At 63.6% G+C, this 20,385-nt stretch carries 17 protein-coding genes and 2 tRNA genes; 12 read left to right on the top strand and 7 right to left on the bottom strand.

What is annotated here, in order from left to right; all coding sequences use genetic code 11:
- Positions 1 to 31 precede the first annotated feature (31 nt).
- From N7E70_RS19615 to N7E70_RS19580, 8 genes are all read left to right on the top strand, one after another.
- Positions 32 to 1,201, top strand: coding sequence for an ABC transporter substrate-binding protein (locus tag N7E70_RS19615; protein WP_067962776.1), 1,170 nt, complete (start codon positions 32 to 34; stop codon positions 1,199 to 1,201).
- The gene (locus N7E70_RS19610) at positions 1,167 to 2,189 is read left to right on the top strand and encodes an MBL fold metallo-hydrolase (protein ID WP_154385551.1); all 1,023 of its coding nucleotides are present in this window, start codon (positions 1,167 to 1,169) and stop codon (positions 2,187 to 2,189) included. The genes N7E70_RS19615 and N7E70_RS19610 overlap by 35 nt, the downstream gene beginning before the upstream one ends.
- Positions 2,190 to 2,216: 27 nt before the next feature.
- Positions 2,217 to 3,380: an ABC transporter substrate-binding protein gene (locus tag N7E70_RS19605; RefSeq protein ID WP_154385550.1), complete on the top strand. Its 1,164-nt coding sequence runs from the start codon at positions 2,217 to 2,219 to the stop codon at positions 3,378 to 3,380.
- Positions 3,381 to 3,458: 78 nt separating this feature from the next.
- Positions 3,459 to 4,373 (top strand): branched-chain amino acid ABC transporter permease, encoded by a 915-nt coding sequence (locus tag N7E70_RS19600; protein WP_067962766.1) that lies wholly within the window; start codon positions 3,459 to 3,461, stop codon positions 4,371 to 4,373.
- A gap of 19 nt (positions 4,374 to 4,392) precedes the next feature.
- Positions 4,393 to 5,376, top strand: a complete 984-nt coding sequence (locus tag N7E70_RS19595; RefSeq protein WP_182573828.1) for a branched-chain amino acid ABC transporter permease — start codon at positions 4,393 to 4,395, stop codon at positions 5,374 to 5,376.
- Positions 5,373 to 6,128, top strand: coding sequence for an ABC transporter ATP-binding protein (locus tag N7E70_RS19590; protein WP_154385548.1), 756 nt, complete (start codon positions 5,373 to 5,375; stop codon positions 6,126 to 6,128). Before N7E70_RS19595 ends, N7E70_RS19590 begins: the two co-directional genes overlap by 4 nt.
- On the top strand, positions 6,122 to 6,823 hold the full coding sequence (locus N7E70_RS19585) for an ABC transporter ATP-binding protein (RefSeq protein WP_154385547.1): 702 nt from the start codon (positions 6,122 to 6,124) through the stop codon (positions 6,821 to 6,823). Before N7E70_RS19590 ends, N7E70_RS19585 begins: the two co-directional genes overlap by 7 nt.
- A complete protein-coding gene (locus N7E70_RS19580) occupies positions 6,810 to 7,631 on the top strand; it encodes an aspartate dehydrogenase (RefSeq protein ID WP_154385546.1) in 822 nt (273 codons plus the stop codon). The genes N7E70_RS19585 and N7E70_RS19580 overlap by 14 nt, the downstream gene beginning before the upstream one ends.
- A gap of 59 nt (positions 7,632 to 7,690) precedes the next feature.
- Here N7E70_RS19580 and N7E70_RS19575 read toward each other — a convergent pair whose 3' ends face one another.
- The 4 genes from N7E70_RS19575 to N7E70_RS19560 form a co-directional block, all read right to left on the bottom strand.
- Positions 7,691 to 8,572: a M23 family metallopeptidase gene (locus tag N7E70_RS19575; protein ID WP_185910150.1), complete on the bottom strand. Its 882-nt coding sequence runs from the start codon at positions 8,570 to 8,572 to the stop codon at positions 7,691 to 7,693.
- Between the two features lie 216 nt (positions 8,573 to 8,788).
- A complete protein-coding gene (locus tag N7E70_RS19570; RefSeq protein ID WP_263007343.1) occupies positions 8,789 to 9,691 on the bottom strand; it encodes an alpha/beta fold hydrolase in 903 nt (300 codons plus the stop codon).
- Positions 9,692 to 9,936: 245 nt separating this feature from the next.
- A complete protein-coding gene (locus tag N7E70_RS19565) occupies positions 9,937 to 10,308 on the bottom strand; it encodes a DUF3592 domain-containing protein (RefSeq protein ID WP_263007342.1) in 372 nt (123 codons plus the stop codon).
- Between the two features lie 151 nt (positions 10,309 to 10,459).
- A tRNA-Val gene (locus N7E70_RS19560) sits at positions 10,460 to 10,535 on the bottom strand.
- Positions 10,536 to 10,748: 213 nt separating this feature from the next.
- Between N7E70_RS19560 and N7E70_RS19555 the strand changes: the two genes are divergently transcribed.
- Positions 10,749 to 10,825: transfer RNA gene (locus tag N7E70_RS19555), tRNA-Asp, on the top strand.
- Positions 10,826 to 11,161: 336 nt separating this feature from the next.
- On the opposite strand, the gene N7E70_RS19550 is transcribed toward N7E70_RS19555, so the two are convergent.
- Together N7E70_RS19550 and bcp are read right to left on the bottom strand one after the other, a co-directional pair.
- Entirely contained in the window at positions 11,162 to 12,457 is a 1,296-nt protein-coding gene (locus N7E70_RS19550) for a M23 family metallopeptidase (RefSeq protein WP_263007341.1), read from the bottom strand.
- Positions 12,458 to 12,853: 396 nt separating this feature from the next.
- Positions 12,854 to 13,321 carry a thioredoxin-dependent thiol peroxidase gene (bcp, locus tag N7E70_RS19545; RefSeq protein ID WP_067962714.1) on the bottom strand — a complete coding sequence of 156 codons (468 nt, stop codon included), beginning with the start codon at positions 13,319 to 13,321 and terminating at the stop codon, positions 12,854 to 12,856.
- 103 nt (positions 13,322 to 13,424) lie between these two features.
- On the opposite strand from bcp, the gene N7E70_RS19540 reads away from it, so the two are divergent.
- Positions 13,425 to 16,829, top strand: a complete 3,405-nt coding sequence (locus N7E70_RS19540) for a DUF3971 domain-containing protein (protein ID WP_263007340.1) — start codon at positions 13,425 to 13,427, stop codon at positions 16,827 to 16,829.
- 106 nt (positions 16,830 to 16,935) lie between these two features.
- Here the strand turns inward: N7E70_RS19540 and tyrS are convergent, their stop codons facing one another.
- Positions 16,936 to 18,189: a tyrosine--tRNA ligase gene (tyrS, locus tag N7E70_RS19535; RefSeq protein ID WP_154385539.1), complete on the bottom strand. Its 1,254-nt coding sequence runs from the start codon at positions 18,187 to 18,189 to the stop codon at positions 16,936 to 16,938.
- Positions 18,190 to 18,348: 159 nt separating this feature from the next.
- On the opposite strand from tyrS, the gene N7E70_RS19530 reads away from it, so the two are divergent.
- Together N7E70_RS19530 and N7E70_RS19525 are read left to right on the top strand one after the other, a co-directional pair.
- The gene (locus N7E70_RS19530; protein ID WP_154385538.1) at positions 18,349 to 18,879 is read left to right on the top strand and encodes a GNAT family N-acetyltransferase; all 531 of its coding nucleotides are present in this window, start codon (positions 18,349 to 18,351) and stop codon (positions 18,877 to 18,879) included.
- Positions 18,880 to 18,992: 113 nt separating this feature from the next.
- Positions 18,993 to 20,351, top strand: coding sequence for an esterase-like activity of phytase family protein (locus N7E70_RS19525; protein WP_154385537.1), 1,359 nt, complete (start codon positions 18,993 to 18,995; stop codon positions 20,349 to 20,351).
- Positions 20,352 to 20,385: the final 34 nt, after the last annotated feature.

Raw genomic sequence — 20,385 nt, 5'->3', positions numbered from 1 at the left:
GGAGTGGGCCGCTCCAGCTCAGGATCCAGGCATGAAACTGAAGTCTTCGCTCATGGCCTTCGCGGCTGCGTCGCTTTTCGCCCCGGGGGCACTTGCACAAGACCCGGTCAAGATCGGTATGATCACGACGCTTTCCGGACCGGCTGGCTATCTCGGCCAGGACGTGCGCGACGGTTTTCAGCTGGCGATCGACATGGAAGGCGGCAAGCTTGGTGGTGTGCCTGTCACCGTGCTGGTGGAGGACGATGGCCTCAAGCCAGGAAATGGCCGGCAGATCGCCGACAAGTTTCTGAACGACGAGGGCGTGAAGCTGTTCACCGGCATCGTCTTCTCGAACGTAGCTGGTGCGACGGTGCCCGAGATCGTCGACGCTGACGCGATCTTCGTCAGCCCCAATGCGGGCCCGTCCGAATTCGCCGGCAAGGGATGCCACCCCAACTACTTCGTTCTCTCGTGGCTGACCGACACGATGCAGGGCAGTGCAGGCCAGAATGCCACCGATCTCGGCTACACCAAGGCCTTCGTGCTGGCACCCAACTATCAGGCCGGCAAGGACGCCATCGCCGGTTTCAAGCGCTACTTCAAGGGCGAGATTTCGGGTGAGATCTATACGCGTCTCGACCAGACTGACTTTGCCGCCGAGATGGCGCAGATCAAGGCGGTTAATCCGGACGTTGTGTTCCAGTTCCAGCCTGGCGGCCTGGGTATCGCCTTCCTGCGTCAATACCAGCAGTCGGGTTTGCTCGGTGCCGTGCCAATGGTCATTGCCGAGCCGTCGATGGACCACGCCATCCTCAAGGCCGTGGGTGAGGCGGCTGCAGGTTTGAACGTATCGGGTTCATGGAACACCGACTTGGACAACGAGACCAATCGCGAGTTCGTCGCCAAGTTCGCAGACACCTACAAGCGCACGCCGACCATGTATGCGGCGCAGGGCTATGATACGGCGCTCGCCATCGCCTCGGCGCTCAAGCAGACGGAAGGCGATGTCGAGGACATCGAGGCCTTCCGTGCGGCGCTGCTCAAGACCGAGTTCAAAACTACACGCGGCAGCTTCAGCTTCGGCAAGAACCAGCATCCGGTTCAGGACTGGTACGCCATGCAGGTGGTCAAGGACGCCGCCGGCGAGATGACTCTCAAGACCCGCAAGAAGCTGATGAGCGCGCATGGCGATCCGTTCGCCGGCGAATGCGACCTTTGAGGCGGCTTGCGGCATGAAGGTCACGCGTCAGCGCATAGGTGAACTTGGCATCGAACTGGAACAGCTTCACGCTGGTCCAGTCACGGTGACCTGCATTCCCGACATGGCCAATGTCGCCTGGCCGGCAAAGGCGATCTTCGCGGGGCTTTCCCGCGAGGATCTGGAAGCCGCTGCCAGGCGCTCGCCCGCAGGCACTGTCGATCCGGAAGCCGAGACAGTGGCGCTCAGCTTCAACTGCTATGTCGTCGAGACGTCTGATTACGTCGCGCTGATCGACGGCGGCATCGGTGACGGCAAGGAGCGGCCGCACCGGCCGGCCTGGCATCGCCGCGAAACCCAGTTCCTCCAGACCTTGTCTGCGCTCGGCATTTCGCCCGAGCGCGTCGACATCGTCATCAACACGCATCTGCACGCCGACCATGTCGGCTGGAACACGAGGCGGGAAGGCGAAACCTGGCGGCCGACCTTTCCAAATGCGCGCTACGTCGTCGCCCAGACCGAACTAACCCACTGGACCAAGGTCCACGAGGCCTCGGTCGACGGCAATACGCTGCATGGCGCCTTCGCGGATAGCGTGTTGCCCATCATCCGGTCGGTCGGCTTCGAGGCGGTGGCTTCGGACGCCGAGGTGGCGGCAGGCCTGCGGCTGAAGCCGGCGCCGGGACATTCGCCCGGCATGGTGGTGGTCGCGCTCGACACTGAAGAGTGCGAGGTGCTGTTCCTGGCCGACGCCGTGCATCATCCGTTGCAGCTCGGTGACGACGGCATCGTCTGCAACTTCTGTGAGGATCCGGTCGAGGCGCGGACGACGCGGATCGGCCTGCTCACCGAGGCCGCCGCCAACGCGACCGTGCTTGCGCCCTACCACTTTCCCGCCCCTGTCTTCGGCCGGCTCAAGGCAGAGGCGGCTTCGTTCCTGTTCGTGCCTCTCGACATCGAGGCAACCGACCGGCTTGCGACCGACCTGGCAATCAACAATGCGCGCTGAAATGCGCCGATCAGAGGAGAACTGAGGATGAACGTGAGGACAACACTTCTTGCCGCATCGATCGCAGCCTTTGCGACGTTTCCGGCAATGGCTGCCGATCCCGTCAAGATTGGCATGATCACCACGCTGTCAGGCCCTGCCGGTTATCTCGGCCAGGACATCCGCGACGGCTTCATGCTGGCGCTGGAGGAGGGCAAGCTTGGTGGCGTGCCGGTCGAGCTGGTTGTCGAGGATGACGGGCTGAAGCCCGGCCAGGGCAAGCAGATCGCCGAGCGCTTCATGGGCGAGCAAGGCATCAAGCTGTTCACCGGCATCGTCTTCTCCAATGTCGCCGGCGCCACCGTTCCCGACATCGTCGACAACGACGCCTTCTATGTCAGCCCCAACGCCGCGCCGTCGAACATGGCCGGCAAGGAGTGCAACCCGAACTATTTCGTCGTCTCCTGGCAGAACGACAGCCTGCATGAGAGCGCCGGCCAGAACGCCACCAATCTCGGCTACAAGAAGGCCTTCGTGCTGGCCCCGAACTACCAGGCCGGCAAGGATGCCATCGCCGGCTTCAAGCGTTACTTCAAGGGCGAGATCGCGGGCGAAATCTACACCCGCCTCGACCAGACCGATTTCGCCGCTGAACTCGCGCAGGTTCGCGCCGCCAAGCCGGACGTGGTGTTCCAGTTCCACCCCGGCGGCCTCGGCATCACCTTCCTGCGCCAGTACGAGCAGTCGGGCCTGATGAAGGAAATCCCGATGGTCGTGGCCGAGCCGTCGATGGATGGCGTCACTCTTGCCGCCGTTGGCGATGCCGCCATCGGCCTCAACGTGACCAGCCACTGGAACGCGGACTTCGACAACGCCGCCAACAAGAAGTTCATGGACGCCTGGAACAAGGCCTACGACCGTCCCGTCACCTATTACGCATCGCAAGGCTACGATGCCGCCCTGGCTTACGCCTCGGCGCTGAAGGCCACCGGCGGCAGCCTCGATGATGCCGACGCCTTCCGCGATGCCCTGCGCAAGGCCGACTTCGAATCCGTGCGCGGCAAGTTCGCCTTCGGCCCCAACCAGCACCCGGTGCAGAACTGGTACGCGCTGAAGGTCGAGAAGGGCGATGACGGCAAGCCGATGCTGAAGACCGTCGGCGAGGTCCTCAAGGACCATGGCGACGCCTATGCCGCCGAGTGCAAGTTGTAACCTCTATCGGCTCGCGACGGCGGGCGGCAGCAGTGCCGTCCGCCAGTTTCCCCGTTTTTCCAATCGAAGCGACAGGCGATGACGCTCTTCCTCGAACAAATGCTGAATGGCGTGCAATTCGGCGTCATGCTTTTCCTGCTGGCAGCCGGCCTGACGCTGATCTTCGGCATCATGGGCGTGATCAATCTGGCGCATGGCTCGATCTACATGATCGGCGCCTATGCCGGCACATGGGCGGCCGCAGAGACCGGCTCATTCTGGCTCGGCATTCCGGCAGCGCTTGCGGCCGCAGCCGTCACCGGTGCCGCGATCGAATTCCTCGTCGTGCGCAGGCTTTACCAGCGCGACCATCTCGACCAGGTGCTGGCGACCTTCGGCCTGATCCTGATCTTCAACCAGACCATCACCATCCTGTTCGGGCGCCAGCCGCTGTTCGTGTCGATGCCCGAAATGCTCGGCGGGTCGGTCGAGCTTCTGCCCGGGCTGGTCTATCCGGTGTACCGCCTGGCGATCATCGCCGTCGGCCTGCTGGTGGCGCTCGGGCTCTATCTGCTGATCAACAAGACCCGCATCGGCATGCTGGTCCGCGCCGGCTCGACCAATCGCGAGATGGTGCGCGCGCTCGGCGTCGACATCCGTCTGCTCTACACGCTGGTCTTTGGCCTTGGCGCGCTTCTGGCCGGTCTCGCCGGCTTCATGGCCGGTCCGATCCTCGCCGTCCAGGTCGGCATGGGTGAGCAGATACTGATCACCACCTTCGTCGTCGTCGTCATCGGCGGTGTCGGCTCGATCCGCGGCGCCTTTTTCGCCAGCCTCATCCTCGGCGTCGTCGACACCGGCCTGCGCGCCTATCTGCCGGGCCTTTTGCGCCAGGTCATGGTCGGCCCGGAAGCCGATGCGCTCGGCGCCGGCATCTCGTCGATGGGCATCTATCTCTTGATGGCGATCGTCCTCCTCATCAGGCCGAAGGGCCTGTTCATCCGAAATTCCTGAACCAGGCGCCGACATGCCCATGGAAAAGTCACTCAAGCGACCCGCCTTGCTTGCCGGCGTGCTGATCGCACTGATCGCACTGCCCGCGGTCGCCGACGCAACCGGCTATGCCGCGCTGACGTCGCTCGCAACCCGCGTGCTGATCTACGGCATTGCCGCCGCCAGCCTCAATTTCGTGCTCGGCTATGGCGGTATGGTCAGCTTCGGCCACGCCGCGTTCTTCGGCATCGGCGGCTATGTCGTCGGCATCCTCTACCAGCATTATTCGCTGGGCGAGCCGCTGTTCGGCTTCATCCCCGGCACCAACCAGCTGTTGATCACCATTCCGGTCGCGCTGGTGATATCAGGCCTGATGGCAGCGCTCATCGGCGCACTTTCTCTGCGCACCGGCGGCGTGCAGTTCATCATGATCACGCTCGCCTTCGCGCAGATGCTGTTCTTCCTGTTCGTCTCGCTGAAAACCTATGGCGGCGACGACGGCCTGATCATCCGCCGGGCCAACGAACTGCCGGGCCTCAACATGCGCGACAAGCAGACCGTCTATTATGTCTGCCTTACGGTCACGGTGGCGTTCTTCTTCGTCCTGTGGCGCATCGTCAATTCGCGCTTCGGCAACGTCATCGTCGGCCTGCGCCAGAGCGAAAAGCGCATGGCCGCGATCGGCCTGCCGGCCTACCGCTACAAGCTGATGGCCTTCGTCATCTCGGGCATGGGCTGCGGCCTTGCCGGCGCGCTGATGGCCAATTTCCTGCGTTATGCCAGCCCCGACATGATTCACTGGACCAAGTCGGGCGAACTGATGGTGATGGTCATCCTCGGCGGCGTCGGCACGCTGTTCGGCCCGCTGCTCGGCGCCGCCGTGTTCATCGTGCTCGAATCGATCCTCGCCTCATGGACGGAGAACTGGCAGCTCGGCCTCGGCCTGATCCTGTTGTTCGTCGTGCTCTACACACAAGGCGGCGTCCAGGGGCTGGGCACCAGGCTTTTCGGGAGGCGCGCATGACTCCGGTCCTCAACGTCCAGGGCATGGTCAAGCGTTTCGGCGGCCTGCTTGCCACCGATCACGTCGACCTGACCGTCAAGCCGGGCGAGATCCACGCCCTGATCGGCCCCAATGGCGCCGGCAAGACGACGCTGATCTCGCAGCTGATGGGCGAGCTCAGGCAGAACGAGGGCACGATCGAGCTCGATGGTGTGCCGATCACCACGCTGCCGACTGCCAGGCGCGTGTCGATGGGCCTGGCGCGCACCTTCCAGATCACCTGCCTGCTGCCCGACTACACCGTGCTCGACAATGTCGCCATTGCCGTCCAGGTGCGGCAGGGCCACAGCTTCCGCTTCTGGGGCAACGTCCGCCACGAGCACCAGCTCGGTGAAAGCGCCCGCGGCTTCCTCGATGCTGCCGGTCTTGGCGACCGGGCCGGCGAACTTGTCGCAAACCTGTCGCATGGAGAGCAGAAGCAGCTCGAGCTTGCCGTGGCGCTGGCCACAAAGCCGCGCCTGTTGCTGCTCGACGAGCCGATGGCAGGCCTTGGCCATGTCGAGAGCCAGCAGATGATCGAGATGCTGCGGGGTCTCAGGAGCCAGGTCTCGATGCTGCTCGTCGAGCATGACATGGAGGCGGTGTTCGCGCTGGCCGACCGCATCTCGGTGCTGGTCTATGGCCGCATCATCGCCACCGGCACCGTCGACGAAATCAGGGACAATCCCGAGGTTCGCACTGCCTATCTGGGGGAGGGAGACGAGTTATGCTGAGCGTCGCCGGACTGCAGTCGGCCTATGGCCGCAGCCAGGTGCTTTTCGACGTCGCGCTCGAGATCGGCGATGGCGAGGTGGTGACGCTGCTCGGCCGCAACGGCATGGGCAAGACCACCACCGTCAAGTCGATCATGGGGCTGCTCAAGCCGCTGTCGGGCGAAGTACGATTCACCGGTCGCGACGTCTGCGGCGCCACGCCCGAGACGGTCGCCCGGCTCGGCGTCGGCCTGGTGCCCGAGGGGCGACAGACCTTCTCGACACTGACGGTCCGTGAAAATCTCGTTGCCACCGCCGCCAATCGTCTCGGCCGCAAGGACCCGTGGACGCTGGAACGCGTCTATGCGCTGTTTCCAAGGCTGAAGGAGCGCGCCGGGCAGGCTGCCGGAACCCTGTCGGGTGGCGAGCAGCAGATGCTTGTCGTCGGCCGCGCGCTGATGACCAATCCCAAGCTGCTCATCCTCGACGAGGCGACCGAGGGCCTGGCGCCGGTCATCCGTGCCGAAATCTGGGGCTGCATCGAGGCGCTCAAGGCGGAAGGGCAGTCGATCCTTTTGATCGACAAGAACCTCAACGTGCTGAAGCGCCTGGCCGACCGCCACTATATCCTCGAAAAGGGCCGCACCGTCTGGTCCGGCACCGGCGAGGACCTGACCAACAATGCCGAGCTGGTGCAGAGCTATGTCGGTCTCTGAGTCTCGCCGGTTGCGGCTGTGCTTCGTCGGTTGGGGGGCGATCGCCTCGCGGGTGGGCGAGCTGCTCGCCGAGCGGCAGCCGGCGGGCGTGGAGATCGTGGCGGTTGCCGTGCGCGATCCCCAGCGCCAGCGCACCGCGCTGCCGCAAGGTGCGCGCCTGATCGGCGGGCCGGACGAGCTCGCCGGGCTCGACGTCGACATGGTGATCGAGGTGGCCGGCCGCCCGGCGGTCGCCATCTGGGGCGAGGCGGCCTTGCGCCATGCGTCAAGTTTCGTCGTGTCCTCGGCAAGCGCATTCACCGATGACGCGCTGCTTGGCCTTCTCCTGGCTGTCGCCGAGAAAACGGGCAGCCGCATCGTCGTTCCCTCGGGCGCGCTCGGCGAACTTGGCGCGCTCGCTGCTGCCTCGGCGCTGCCGCTGGACGAGGTCAGGCACACGATCGTCAAGCCGCCGCTTGCCTGGAAGGGCACCCGGGCCGCCGAGATGATCGACCTGGACAGGCTGGCCAGACGCACCGAGTTCTTTGCCGGCACGGCGCGCCAGGCTGCGGAGGCATTTCCGCAGAATGCAAACGTCGCCGTCATCTCGGCCTTGTCGGGCATCGGCCTGGACCGTACGCGCGTCGTGCTGGTCGCCGATCCCTCGGCCGCGCGCAACATCCACGAGATCAGTGCCGCCGGCGCCTTCGGCAAGCTCGATCTGAGACTGGAGAACGAGCCGCTGAGGACCAATCCGAAGTCCTCCGAGATGACTGCGCTCAGCCTTGTGCGCCTGATCGAAAACGCGGTTGCGCCGTTGGTGCGCTGAGCGCCAAGCCAGGGTTCTGCCCGCGCGCCGAGGCGACGATTTCCTCTGCTGGTTGCCTTCTACCTGATGATGAGCGTGTTGCGCACCGGGATGGTGTCATCGAACGACATCTGGACGCCGGTGCCGGAGCCCGCATCGACGGCGTGGACGTGCAGATGCGGTTCGGTGCTGTTGCCGGAATTTCCGACCTGGCCGATCGGAGCGCCGGCAACGACCCTGTCGCCGGCCGCGACCGCAACGCTGCCCTTGCGCAGATGGGCAAGCTCGACATTGAGATCGCCGCAGGACACCACGACATGGTTGCCGGCGGCATTGTCGCGGTCGGCCGCCGGTGGTGCAAGGTCGGGTAGCCTGTCCACCGCGGCAAGGATCGTGCCTTCGCACGGGCTGACCACCGTCTTGCCGAAGACGACATAACGCGCGGGATCGTCCGGCAGCAGCCCCGACGCCCGGAACCCCAGTGCGTTGACGGCGGTGATGTCGAGGGCATGCCGTTGTGCGGCGTGATCGCTGTGATGGTTGAGCACGCCGATCGTGCCGCCGTGCGCGACCACGAAGTGCCCGCCCTCGAGCGGAAAAGTGAAGTCGCGCGGATCGTGCTGGTCGAAAACACCGATCATGACATAGGCGAGTGCGGTGCCGAAAACCACCACTGAGGCCAATGCCGGGATATGCCTGCTGGAGATCGGGGAGCCGTCCGCGGGCAGCCAGGGCTTGCGCAGGTGTCGCCAGGCCGAGACCGCAGCCACTGTCGCGAACAGGCCGACCAGCGCGATGCGGCTCCACATCCCGGCAATGTCCCATCGCGCCACGATCACGACCAAGGTCACCAGCACAGCACTTTCAACCAGCACCAGCAGCCAGCCCAGTCGGCTGGGCTCGTCGAGCCGCCACAATCGCCAGCAAAAGGCGAGCGGCACGGCGAGGGAGACGAAGGACATCACGGCGACGACAGCAAACATCGCCTAGAGATAGGAAGCGGGGGCAGCGTTGCGAGGGTGAATTGTGGGCGCGCGATCACGGCTATATGCGCGCTGGTTCCTGGGTCGCAGCAGTCATCAGGGCTCTGATGTCGCCTTGCTACAGGGCAACTGGTGCTGAAGTTCTAGCAAAGAACGCAACCAGCAGATCGCTGACCTCGCGAGGCTTGTCCACTGTCAGCGTATGTCCGGCCTGTGCCAGCAGCGAAACTTTGCAGGCTGGAGCATTGGCGCGGATACGCGCCGCTGCTTTGTTGACGTCGTAGAGCGCATCATCTTGCCCCAGCAGGAACAGGGTTCGCGCCGGCAAACGTTGCAGATCCTCTGCTGACAGCCTTGGCGGCGGCGGTGGGCTCTGCCGCTGCGACTGCCAGCGCGTGACGCGAAATCCTGCATGACCAGCCCAGTCGGTTGCGGCGCGTGCGGCGATGAGATCAGGCGATAAAAGCTGCGAATCCTGGAGTCTGTTGGAGCAATGGTCGCCACAACCGCCCTCAGCATGAAGCTCAAACGCAGCGGCTCGATATGGGGCGGCGCGAGCAATGCCAGTCCTGACACGCGTTCGGGGTGTTTGAGCGCAAAATCGGCGGCCAACCATGAGCCGAAAGACGCACCCGCCAGCGCCGTTTGTCCAAGACCGATGCCGTCGAGCACTTGCGCCAGCCAGCGGACATGGCCGCCCGATGCATAGGCTGGTCGCGCGCCTGTGCTCCTGCCGACGTCGCCGATGATGTCGAGAGCATAGACGCGGAACGTCGCAGCGAGCGCAGTGATGTTGTGAAACCACATCGTCGCGTTGCCACCCCCGCCATGCAGCAGCACCAGCGGAGACGCCGTCGGATTGCCGGAAGCGATGAGATGGGCCTTGCCGAATTCGGTATCGATGAAACGGCTTTCATAAGATACCGGCCATCGCGCCAGCAGTGCATCATAGTCATCAAGAACCCTGTCCCTGGCCGCGTCGGATTTGAAGGGCGACTGAACTGGCATCAGAAATTCTCCCAAAGCTTGCGGCGGCAGCCAAAGCTGCTTCATGCTGTCGAGTTGTTCGAGGGTGTAAAACAGCGTCAATTTGCTCATATGGCGCCATCAACATTGCGAGTTCATTGCGGTTCATGCCTTGCCAACTGCCGATGCACACACCGTGGATTGTGAAATGCACCGTTCCACGGACGAGGCGAATGCGCCCGGCAAGAATCAAGGATCTGCAGGGGCTATTGCGGAAGGCTGATCAATCAGACAGTCAGTCGCTTGGCAGACAAAGCCGCATTTCGAAGAGACGCGGCCTGTCTTTCCAATGTCGCGTCAACGGCTTTCGATTCCGGCTATGACGCTGCCTTGCCCAGGGCCTTGCGTGCGTCCTCGACCAGCCAGGCCGGGGCGCTGACGCCGGGCTTTGCGGGCAGGTAGACAAGCTGGATCGGCCCGCCTTCCTCAAGCTCTGCCCATTTGCTGCTGGCCACCGTGGCCGCCCGGCCATGCTCGACCCCGTCGGCTGCGACATAGGAAAAGGCGATCCGCCGCCCCATTGATCCGGCCTTGCCCGCCCCGGTGCGGAATTTCCTGACCACAATGCCTGTCACCGGCAGGCCATGACGCGCCAGCTCGCCAAACTGCATGCCGCGCCACACCAGCGCGCCGACAATGGCAAGCGTGATGATGATGACCGGCAGGAAGGCATAGAGGAGAAAGCCCATGGCGGCAGTCTAGCGCCAAGTTTGGGGGAGGCAAAGTTGAGATGCCGATGTCGCCTGGGCGATGCCATGCCGGCAGTTGCCGTCTAGTCAGGTCCGGCACTTTGCACATCCAGCCGCGAGGCCAGAAATCATCGCAATATCAGAAGGAAAATGGTGGGCGATGACGGGCTCGAACCGCCGACATCTTCGGTGTAAACGAAGCGCTCTACCAACTGAGCTAATCGCCCCAACCGGGCGGACCAATAAGCGGTTCGCCTGTGATCCGCAAGTTCAAATGCATGCCGTTGCGGCAGGTCGAGGCGTCGGAAAGCCCGGTTTTGTGGACATCGAAAAATAGACGACAAAGTTTGTCGATTATCTCTTCGATGTCGCTTGACACTCCCCATCGAACCCCGTAATTCACCGCCAACGACGCGGCGCCCAGCGCCAACGTCCAGAGCGCGGGTGTAGCTCAGTCGGTTAGAGTGCCGGCCTGTCACGCCGGAGGTCGCGGGTTCGAGCCCCGTCACTCGCGCCAGTTTTTCAAAGGCTTAGCCTTTGCCGACTGATCCTCTAAATCAAGGTTTCAATGCCTTCCCTGAAGGTGCCGGGAACTGAGGATCCATCCCAATCTCCACACATATCAGCGCAGCCGCATGTCGTCGATATGCAGCTGCGAATCGCGTCGATGGAACGGTCCATCGCCGGCGATTCGTGCCTGCAGGAGAATCACCCTGTGGGCTGTTTTTTCGCTCGCGCCTTTTTGCGGAATGATTCTCTGCTTCGGGCAGATTCGCCGAGCACACCGCACGGGATGCACGAAGCGCGACAGGGGGGGTGCCTGAGCCTGTGGATGACCGGCGGCTGCCTCGGCTCAGAGATACTGGCCGAGCTTCTTGCCGATCTTGATGAAGCGCAGCGGGTCGACCGCCTCGCCGTCGCGCCGCACTTCGTAGTGCAGATGCGGGCCTGTCGAGCGGCCGCTGCTGCCGACCTCGCCGATTTCGTCGCCAACCGCGATCTTCTGGTCGGGGGCGACGAGGATCTTGCTGAGATGGGCGTAGCGTGTGGTGAAGCCGCCGCCATGATCGATCTCGACCATGCGGCCGTAGCCGCCGTTCCAGCCCGCCTTGGTGACGATACCTGCGGCCGTGGCGCGCGCGGGCGAGCCGTAGGGTGCGCGGAAGTCCATGCCGGAATGGAGGGCGGGCGTGCCGATCAGCGGGTCGGTGCGGACCCCGAAGGTGCTAGAGATCGAGCGGCCGGCGGCCGGATTGGCGAGCGGCAGCTTGCGCGCTTCCGTCTTGAGGCGGTCCAGCATGTCGAGCGCTGCGTCGAGCTCCTTGACCTTGCTTTCGAAGGCGATTGGGCTGTCGAAGGCCATCGGGTTGTCGAGCGGCACCAGCGGGCCACCCACGCCCGTTTTGCCGATTTCCCCCGATTTTTCCGTGGATACGGGCAGGCCGGCATTCTCCAGCGCGTCGGTGATCGCACCTGCGGTCTGGTAGGCGTTATCGGCAAGTGCGCCGATGCGCTTTGCCTGATCGTCCTCGATGCTGCGCAGCGACTTGTTGATGGCGACGAACAATTTGTCGGCCCGGTCGGCCCGGCTTTCGCCATCGGGCTCGGCGGTCCGTGTCGACCAGAACGAGAACGGGCGCACCGCAGCAGTGTCGGCCGCCGCGTAGGCGAGGGGGTGATCGATCGTGGGCGTGATGTCGGCGCGTTCGTCTGTCTTGCCGGCGGGCGCGGCGTCAGTCACCTCTGAGGCTGCCGCCTTGTCGAGGACCGGCCCAAGCCTGATATTGCGCTGGCTGAGCTGCGATTGTCGTTCGAGCAGCTCGCTGACCTTGGTTTCCATCAATTGCTGGTCGAGCAACTGGCGGCTGGTGATGCGGTCGACCTGGGCGCGCAGGGCCGAGATACGGTCTTCGTAAGCGTGCTGCATGCGCGCCTGGCGGGCGGTCGCGGCACCGATCAGGTCGTCGCGCAGCACGAGATAGGACGTGGCCGTGAGGTAGCCAATGGCGATCGCGGCGAGCGCCGAACCGGCTGCTGCGGCCACCCATGGGCGTATTGTGAAGTGCCGGATCTCGTTGCCGCGTGCAATGATGACGGTATGGGGCTCTTTGCGCCTGCCGAAAACGGCGGCCTGATTTGCTGCTTTCACCGGACCGAACTCTCATCACGAACAGCGACGATCCGATTACACATTATTAGGGTTAACAAAGCTTTGCCCGCATCGGCCCGGCGGCCTGCTTTCCGGATGGGCAAAGACAAGAAAAACCCGCCACAACAAGATATGGCGGGTTCCTGTCTGTCCAAGTCATGCGATGATAATCTTGCGCCGGATTTGATAAGGCGAGACTATACGCGACCGGACTTTATTTTGATATTGTCGGCTGGTCCCGATTTAACGTAGGAAAAGCCAGAGCAGGATGATGATGGGGATGGGAATGCCAAGCATCCAGAGGATGACGCTGCGGAACATCTTTCTTCTCCCGTTGATGGTCGTCTGGATGAGAACGTCGGGAGCGGGCATCGGTTCCGCAGCGCGCGATTTTCGCTAGAGCGCCTTCACCGCCTCCAGCACTTCGGCGGCATGGCCTGATACCTTCACCTTGCGCCAGATCCTCGCGATCTTGCCGTCGGCACCGATCAGGAAGGTTGAGCGTTCGACGCCCATATACTTTCGGCCATACATGGATTTTTCGGTCCACACGCCATAGGCCTCGAGCGCCTTTCGCTCTTCGTCGGCAACCAGATCGATGCCAATTTGGTGCTTGGCCTTGAATTTGTCGTGTTTCTTGGCGCTGTCGGGCGAAACACCGATGACCACCGCTCCAGCCTTTTCGAACTGAGGCTTGAGTTGGGTGAAGTCGATCGCCTGGGCGGTGCAGCCCGAGGTATCGTCCTTGGGATAGAAATAGAGGACAACAGGTTTGCCGCCGAAGTCGGAAAGCGTCAGAATGCCCCCGCCGTCGCGCGGCAGCGTGAATTGCGGGGCGGTTTGGCCTGTCTCGAGTTCAGACATATCGATACCCTTGTTTGAAGTTACGGGGTGAGCCGGCAAGGATGTCAGGTTAAGAATGCCGGACTTGGATTCGTCCACGACCGAAACGACTACGGGACATAGCGTGGATCAGGAAGTGCCCCGGCACGAGAAAATCCGGTTCAGGCGCGATGAGATTACCGATCTCGGCGCCATGCCGTCGGCTGCGGGCCAGGAACTGCCGCGTCCACGTATCTCCGTGCGGCGGCGTGCCGGCCATTGCGTGCTTGCCGCAGTGGCTGTCCTTGGCTCGCTTGTGCTTCTGGCAATCATCGCCATCGAAGCGCTCAGCTACTCCGGTTTCGGCCAGGACAGGCTACGTGCAGAGGCTGAACATGCCATCGAGGGACTTGCCGGCGTCGATGTTGACGTCTCGATGGGGCAGGCGCGGCTGACGCTCGATGGCCTCAGGCTGATCGCGGTCGAGGTTCCCGACGTCAGGCTCACCCGCGCGGATGGCTCGCCCATGGCCGAAGCCGGCCTGATGCGCTTCGGCATCCGGCTCGTGCCGTTGCTCACCGGCAATGTCCGCCTCGGCAATGCCAGCATTTCCGATGCAAGGATCGTCGTCGATGCGATGCCGGCCGCCGGCGGTTCGGACTGGAGTACCGTGCTGCGCAACGAGCAGGGCCTCGTCGATCCGCAGAAGCTGCTGGACGAGACGTTCCGGGGCATTCGCCGCGGCTTTGACGCGGTCCAGTTCGATGCGATGCGCGAAATCGCGCTCGGCAATGTCGATTTCGTCCTGCCTTCCGGCGGTGAGGTCAAGGTCGTGCGCGTCATCGACGCTTCGCTCGCCAAGACCCGCTCTGGCGAGCTGCGTATCGCTGCCAATTTCGACGTCGATGGCCGCGATGTCGAATTGGCCGCCGCGGCCCGGCGCGACAGCGCCGCCAATCGGGTCGCAGCCCTCGATGCGACCGTGTCGATGACCGACCCCTTCGCCGGCAAGGCCGACATTCCGGCAGCCAAGGCAAGCCGCATCGGCTCTGCCGAACTGACGATCACCGGACAGGAGGGCATCGGCGGCGACGGTTCCGAACTGATCGCCAAAGGTTCGATCGGCAAATCCACATTGGATCTGCACGAACGCGGCCAGCTTGTCGGCGACGTCACCGTCGACCTTCGCCTTGCCGGCGGCGAAAACAAGCTCGACATCCGCAAGCTGCTGGTCTCGACCGGCCGCTCGACATTCGATTTCGCCGGCGGCTTCGGCCCGCGCCCGGCGACCGGCAATGCTTCCGACAATCCAGCCTATCGCTTCGAGCTGATCAGCCGCGACTCGCGCCTGGCGCCTGATGAATCGCCCGAGCCGGCGCTCAGTTTCCTGGCGCGGATCGCCGGCACCTACGACGTGGTCACCAACACGCTCGCTGCCGAGCAGATCGGCCTGAAATCAGGACCGGGCGGCGAGGCGCTCGGCAAGGCGTCGGTGCAGTTCGTCGACGGCAAGGCGCCCGGCATCTTTGTCGCCTTCACCATCCATGACATGTCGGTCGCGCATGTGAAGCAGCTGTGGCCGTGGTTTTCGGCCCGCAATGCCCGGCTCTGGGTGCTGCACAATCTCTATGGCGGCCGTGTCGTCGACGGCAACGTGCAGTTCGACGTCAGGCCCGACCGTCTCGGCAACGGCGTGCCGCTCAACGCCCAGGAAGTGTTCGGTCGTTTCGAGATCGACGGCTCGCGCTTCGACGTCGCCGGCCGCATTCCGCCCATTCGCGATGCCAGGGGCATCGTCGAATTCCACGGCAACGACGTCGACGTGTCCTTGTCCCAGGGCACCGTCTTCATGCCCAGCGGCCGCACCGTCGCCGCCAGCAACGGCACGCTGAAGGTCGTCAAGGCCAATGTCATGCCGGTCATCGGCTCGCTCGATATCGATGTCGATGGCAGCGCCGATGCAATCGCGGAACTCGCTTCCTATGAGCCGATCAATGCCATGCGCCACGTCGGCATCCTGCCGGAGGAGCTGACGGGCGACGTCACCGGCAACGTCAAGGCCGACATTCCGCTCACCAGCGGCATCGACACCGACAAGCTCGATTGGAAGGTGGCGCTCGATTATGACGGCCTGGCTGTGGCCAAGGAGTTCGACGGCCAGAAGCTGTCCGACGCCGACGGCAACATCACCGTCACACCAGACAAGGCCGTCATCGTTGCCAAGGGCAAGCTCAATGGTGTTCCGGCGGAACTCGACCTTGTCGAGCCGCTGCGCGACAATGGCATCGATAAGCAACGCAATGTCCAGTTCGTGCTCGACGACAAGGCACGCAACGCGCTTGTTCCCGGCCTGTCCGACATGCTCTCGGGAACCATCAAGGTCGATGTCGAACAGCCCGAACCCGGCAAGCGCCACATCGTGGCCGACCTGACCGCGGCCAGGCTCGATCTGCCATGGGTCGGCTGGAGCAAGGGGCCGGGCATATCAGCCGAGGTGTCGTTCACCATGACGTCGGATGGCGACAGGTCGACGCTGTCCGACTTCAACCTCGACGGAAAGACATTCACCATCACGGGCGACGTCGCGCTCGCCAATGGCAGCCTGTCTTCGGCGCGCTTCAACAAGGTGCAGCTCAACCGCGGCGACGACGTCGCGGTCAACATCAAGCGCTCGGGCAAGGGTTTTGCGGTCCAGGTCAAGGGCAACTCGCTCGATGCGCGCGCGCTGATCAAGCAGTTCATGTCCGACGTCGACAGTGCGACGAAATCAGCCGGTTCAAACTCCATTTCGGTCACTGCCAATGTCGACACTCTGGTCGGCTTCAGCGGCGAGAAGCTTTCGGGCGTTACGCTCGAGTATTCGGGCTCCGGCTCAAAGGTCGGCGGGCTCAAGGTCGACGCGACAGCCAGTTCCGGTGGCCAGATCACCGTCAGCAACGTGCTTCAGGGCGGTGGCCGCCGCCTCGACGTGCGATCCGCTGACGCCGGCGCCATCCTGCGCTTCCTTGACGTCTATGCCCGCATGCAGGGCGGATCGCTGGCGCTCGCGCTGGAATCCTCAGGCGACGGGCCACTCAAGGGCCAGGTCGATGTGCGCGAATTCGTCGTCGTCGATGAACCGAGGCTGGCCTCGATCGTCGCCAGCAAGCCGGCCGGCGACAATCGCAGCCTTAACCAGGCGATGCGTAAGGACATCGACGTCTCCAAGGTGAGGTTCGAACGCGGTTTCGCCCAGATCGACAAGCGCTCGAAGTACCTGGCATTGGACAAAGGCGTCCTGCGCGGGCCGCTGATCGGGACGACGTTCCAGGGCACGCTCTACGACCAGCAGGGCCAGATGAACATGACCGGCACCTTCATGCCGGCCTATGGCCTCAACCGCATCTTTGGCGAGCTGCCGCTTGTCGGGGTCATTTTGGGCAACGGACGCGACGGCGGCCTGATTGGCGTTACCTACAAACTCTCGGGCGATGCCAACGCGCCCAAGCTGCACGTCAATCCGCTGTCCGCGATCGCGCCCGGTATCTTCCGGTCGATCTTCGAATACTGAGCACGCAGGCGGCACCTGTCCCCAGACATGAAAATGGCCGGCATTGCCGGCCATCTCGGTTCCTGCGGGGGGCGTTACGCCGGGCGTTGATTACGCCAGGCGTTGATTACGCCGGGCGCACCAGAATGTGCTTCTTCTTGCCGAGCGACAGCTTGACCACGCCTTCCGGCGTCAGGTCGGCGGTCGTCACCGCGCGACGCTCGTCGCTGACCGACTGGTCGTTGATGCGCACAGCACCGCCCTGGACGTGACGGCGTGCTTCGCCGTTCGAAGCGGCCAACCCGGCGCGAACGACAAGCGACAGCAGCCCGATGCCGGCCTTCAGCTCGTCGCCTGGCACCTCGACCGTCGGCAGCGTATCGGCGAGCGCGCCTTCCTCGAAGGTCTTCCGCGCCGTCTCGGCCGACTGTTCGGCTGCCGCGCGGCCGTGCAGCATCGCGGTCACCTCGGTCGCCAGCACCTTCTTGGCGTCGTTGATCTCCGAGCCGCCAAGGGCTGCCAGGCGCGCGATCTCGTCGAGCGGCATCGCCGTGTATAGCTTCAGGAAGCGCTCGACATCGGCGTCCTCGGTGTTGCGCCAGTACTGCCAGAAATCATAAGGCGACAGCATGTCGGCATTGAGCCAGACGGCTCCGTTCATCGACTTGCCCATCTTGGCGCCGGACGAGGTCGTCAAGAGCGGCGAGGTCAGCGCGTAGAGCTGCGGCGTACCGAGGCGGTGGCCCAGGTCGATGCCGTTGACGATGTTGCCCCACTGGTCGGAGCCGCCCATCTGCAGGCGCAGGCCGTAGCGCTTGTTGAGCTCGACGAAGTCGTAAGCCTGCAGGATCATGTAGTTGAATTCGAGGAACGACAGCGACTGCTCGCGGTCGAGGCGCTGCTTGACGGAATCGAAGCTCAGCATGCGGTTGACCGAGAAATGCTGGCCGACATCGCGCAGGAATTCGAGATAGTTGAGCGGCAGCAGCCACTCGGCGTTGTTGACCATCATCGCATCGCGCGGACCGTCGCCGAAGGTCAGGTAGTTCGAAAACACCTGCTTGATGCCGTCGATGTTGGACTGGATCAATTCGGGCGTCATCAGCTTGCGCGCCTCGTCCTTGAAGGACGGGTCGCCGACCATGCCGGTGCCGCCGCCCATCAGCGGCACGGGGCGATGGCCGGTCTTCTGCATCCAGTACAGCATCATGATCTGGATCAGGCCGCCGGCATGCAGGCTCGACGCCGTCGGATCGAAGCCGATATAGGCCGACACGGTTTCCTTGCGGAACAGATCGTCGAGGCCGGCGTCATCCGAGGTCTGGTGGATGAAGCCGCGCTCGGAAAGGGTGCGCAGGAAATCGGACTTGAAGGCGGACATGGTTTCTCTCTCGGCGGACGATTGGTACGGCAGATCCGGCTTTGGATCGGCGACGCCAGCGCTTTAGCATCTGAAGTGCCAGAATCACAAGGATTGCCAACCGTCAGCGGCGTCCCTTGTGGTGCCGGAAACGACTGCGGTGCATGGATGGACGCCAACATGACGGATGAAACGGTTCTCGAGACACCACGGCTGTTGCTCCGGACGTGGCGCGACACCGACCTGGACGATCTCGTCTGGCTGCATTCGCAGGTGCAGGCGTCGCGCTATCTGTCGATCACCGGCCAGCCCTGGACACGCGACGAGGCTGCCGGCCGCATGAGGGGCTGGGCCGAGGAATACCGGCTGCACGGCATCACCAAACTCAAGCTGCAGCGGCGCGAGGACGCGCGCTTCGTCGGTCGCGCCGGTTTCTCCATGTTCGCCGCTACCGGCCAGTTCGAACTCGGTTATGCCATTGCCCCGCAATTCTGGGGCAATGGCTACGCCACCGAGATAGCCGCAGCCCTGGCCAACTTCTTCTTCGACCGCAGGATAGGCGATCACTTCATCGCCTTTGCCCATGTCGACAACGCGACGTCGCTGAACGTGCTGGAAAAGATCGGCATGCGCTTCCAGCACACCGGACCGATGAACGGGCTTGAGGCCCACGTCTACACCATGAGCAGCACCGACCCGCGGAAGCGCTAGGCGGTCCTGCCGCCAGCGTCAGGGGACTTCATCAAAGTTTCACCGAGGCGTCACCTGCCCGACATGGCCCGGACCTAGCTGGAGGGCGTTCCTTCAACCAATCGGGGTCCAACATGCGACGCTCTCTCTATCTGGCTGCGGCTGTTCTCGCGCTTACCACCGCCTCCGCCTTCGCGGAGGAGACGGAATTCAAGGCAACGCTTGCCGGTCACGCCATCCTGCCGGCGAACACGATCATTGCTTCACCCGAAAACGCGCCGGAGCACCTGCGCAGCTCGGGCAAGTTCACCACGCCCGACCGCAAGCGCGCCGAAGGCCTCGGCACTGTGCCGGGCAAGGACGGCGTGCGCCCGACCGGCTTGTCGCTGCCTTTCGACGGCCAGCCCGTCCAGGGCTTCTCCGGCATCAAGGCCGTCGGCGACGGCACGTTCTGGTCGCTGTCGGACAACGGCTTCGGCAACAAGCTGAACTCCACCGACGCTGCTCTGATGCTGCACCACGTCTCATTCGATTGGGACAAGGGCACGATGAACCGCATCAAGACCCTGTTCCTGACCGATCCCGACCGCAAGGCGCCGTTCCCGATCGTGCTCGAAGGCTCCGACACCCGCTTCCTCACCGGTGGTGATTTCGACGTCGAATCGATCCAGCCGGTCGCTGATGGCTTCTGGGTCGGCGAGGAGTTCGGCCCGTATCTGCTGAAGTTCGATCTCGACGGCAAGCTGACCGACGTCATCGACACCGTTGCCGAAGGCGAGCCCGTCCGTTCGCCCGACCATCCGACGCTGACCCTGCCGGGCAATCCGGTCGCCAAGAATCCGGTCTTCAACCTCAAGCGTTCGGGTGGTTATGAAGGCCTTGCCATGTCCAAGGACGGCTCCAGGCTTTTCGGCATGCTCGAAGGGCCGCGCTACATGGCCGACGGCGAAGTCGAGAAGGTCGACGGCAAGACGGCGCTGCGCGTCATCGAGTTCGATGCCGCCAAGAAGGAATGGACCGGCCGTAGCTGGCTCTATCCGCTGGCCGACGGCGGCGAGGCGATCGGCGATTTCAACATGATCAGCGCCACCGACGCACTCGTCATCGAGCGCGACAACGGCGCCGGCACCGCCGACAAGGCCTGCGCAGACGCCAACGCCCCTAAGCCCGACTGCTTCGCTCGCGCGGCCAAGGTCAAGCGCATCTACAAGATCGAGATGACTGACGACAATGTCGGCAAGGCCGTGCGCAAGGTCGGCTACATCGACCTCATGAAGATTGCCGACCCCGACAACAAGAAGCGCCAGGGCGGCGGCGAGGGCTTTTATGATATGCCCTTCGTCACCATCGAGAATGTCGATCTCGTCGACGAGAGCCACATCGTCGTCGGCAACGACAACAACCTGCCGTTCTCGGCCGGCCGCTCGCTCGACAAGGCTGACGACAACGAATTCGTCCTGCTTGAAGTTGGCGACTTCCTGAAGGCCAAGTAAGGCAACATCCGGGCCGCCTTGGCGGCCCGGATTC

The sequence above is a fragment of the Aminobacter sp. NyZ550 genome (genome assembly GCF_025628925.2).
Classification (GTDB): Bacteria; Pseudomonadota; Alphaproteobacteria; order Rhizobiales; family Rhizobiaceae; genus Aminobacter; species Aminobacter ciceronei.
Note: the sequence above shows the minus strand (reverse complement) of the source record. Positions and strands in the feature narration are given on the sequence as shown.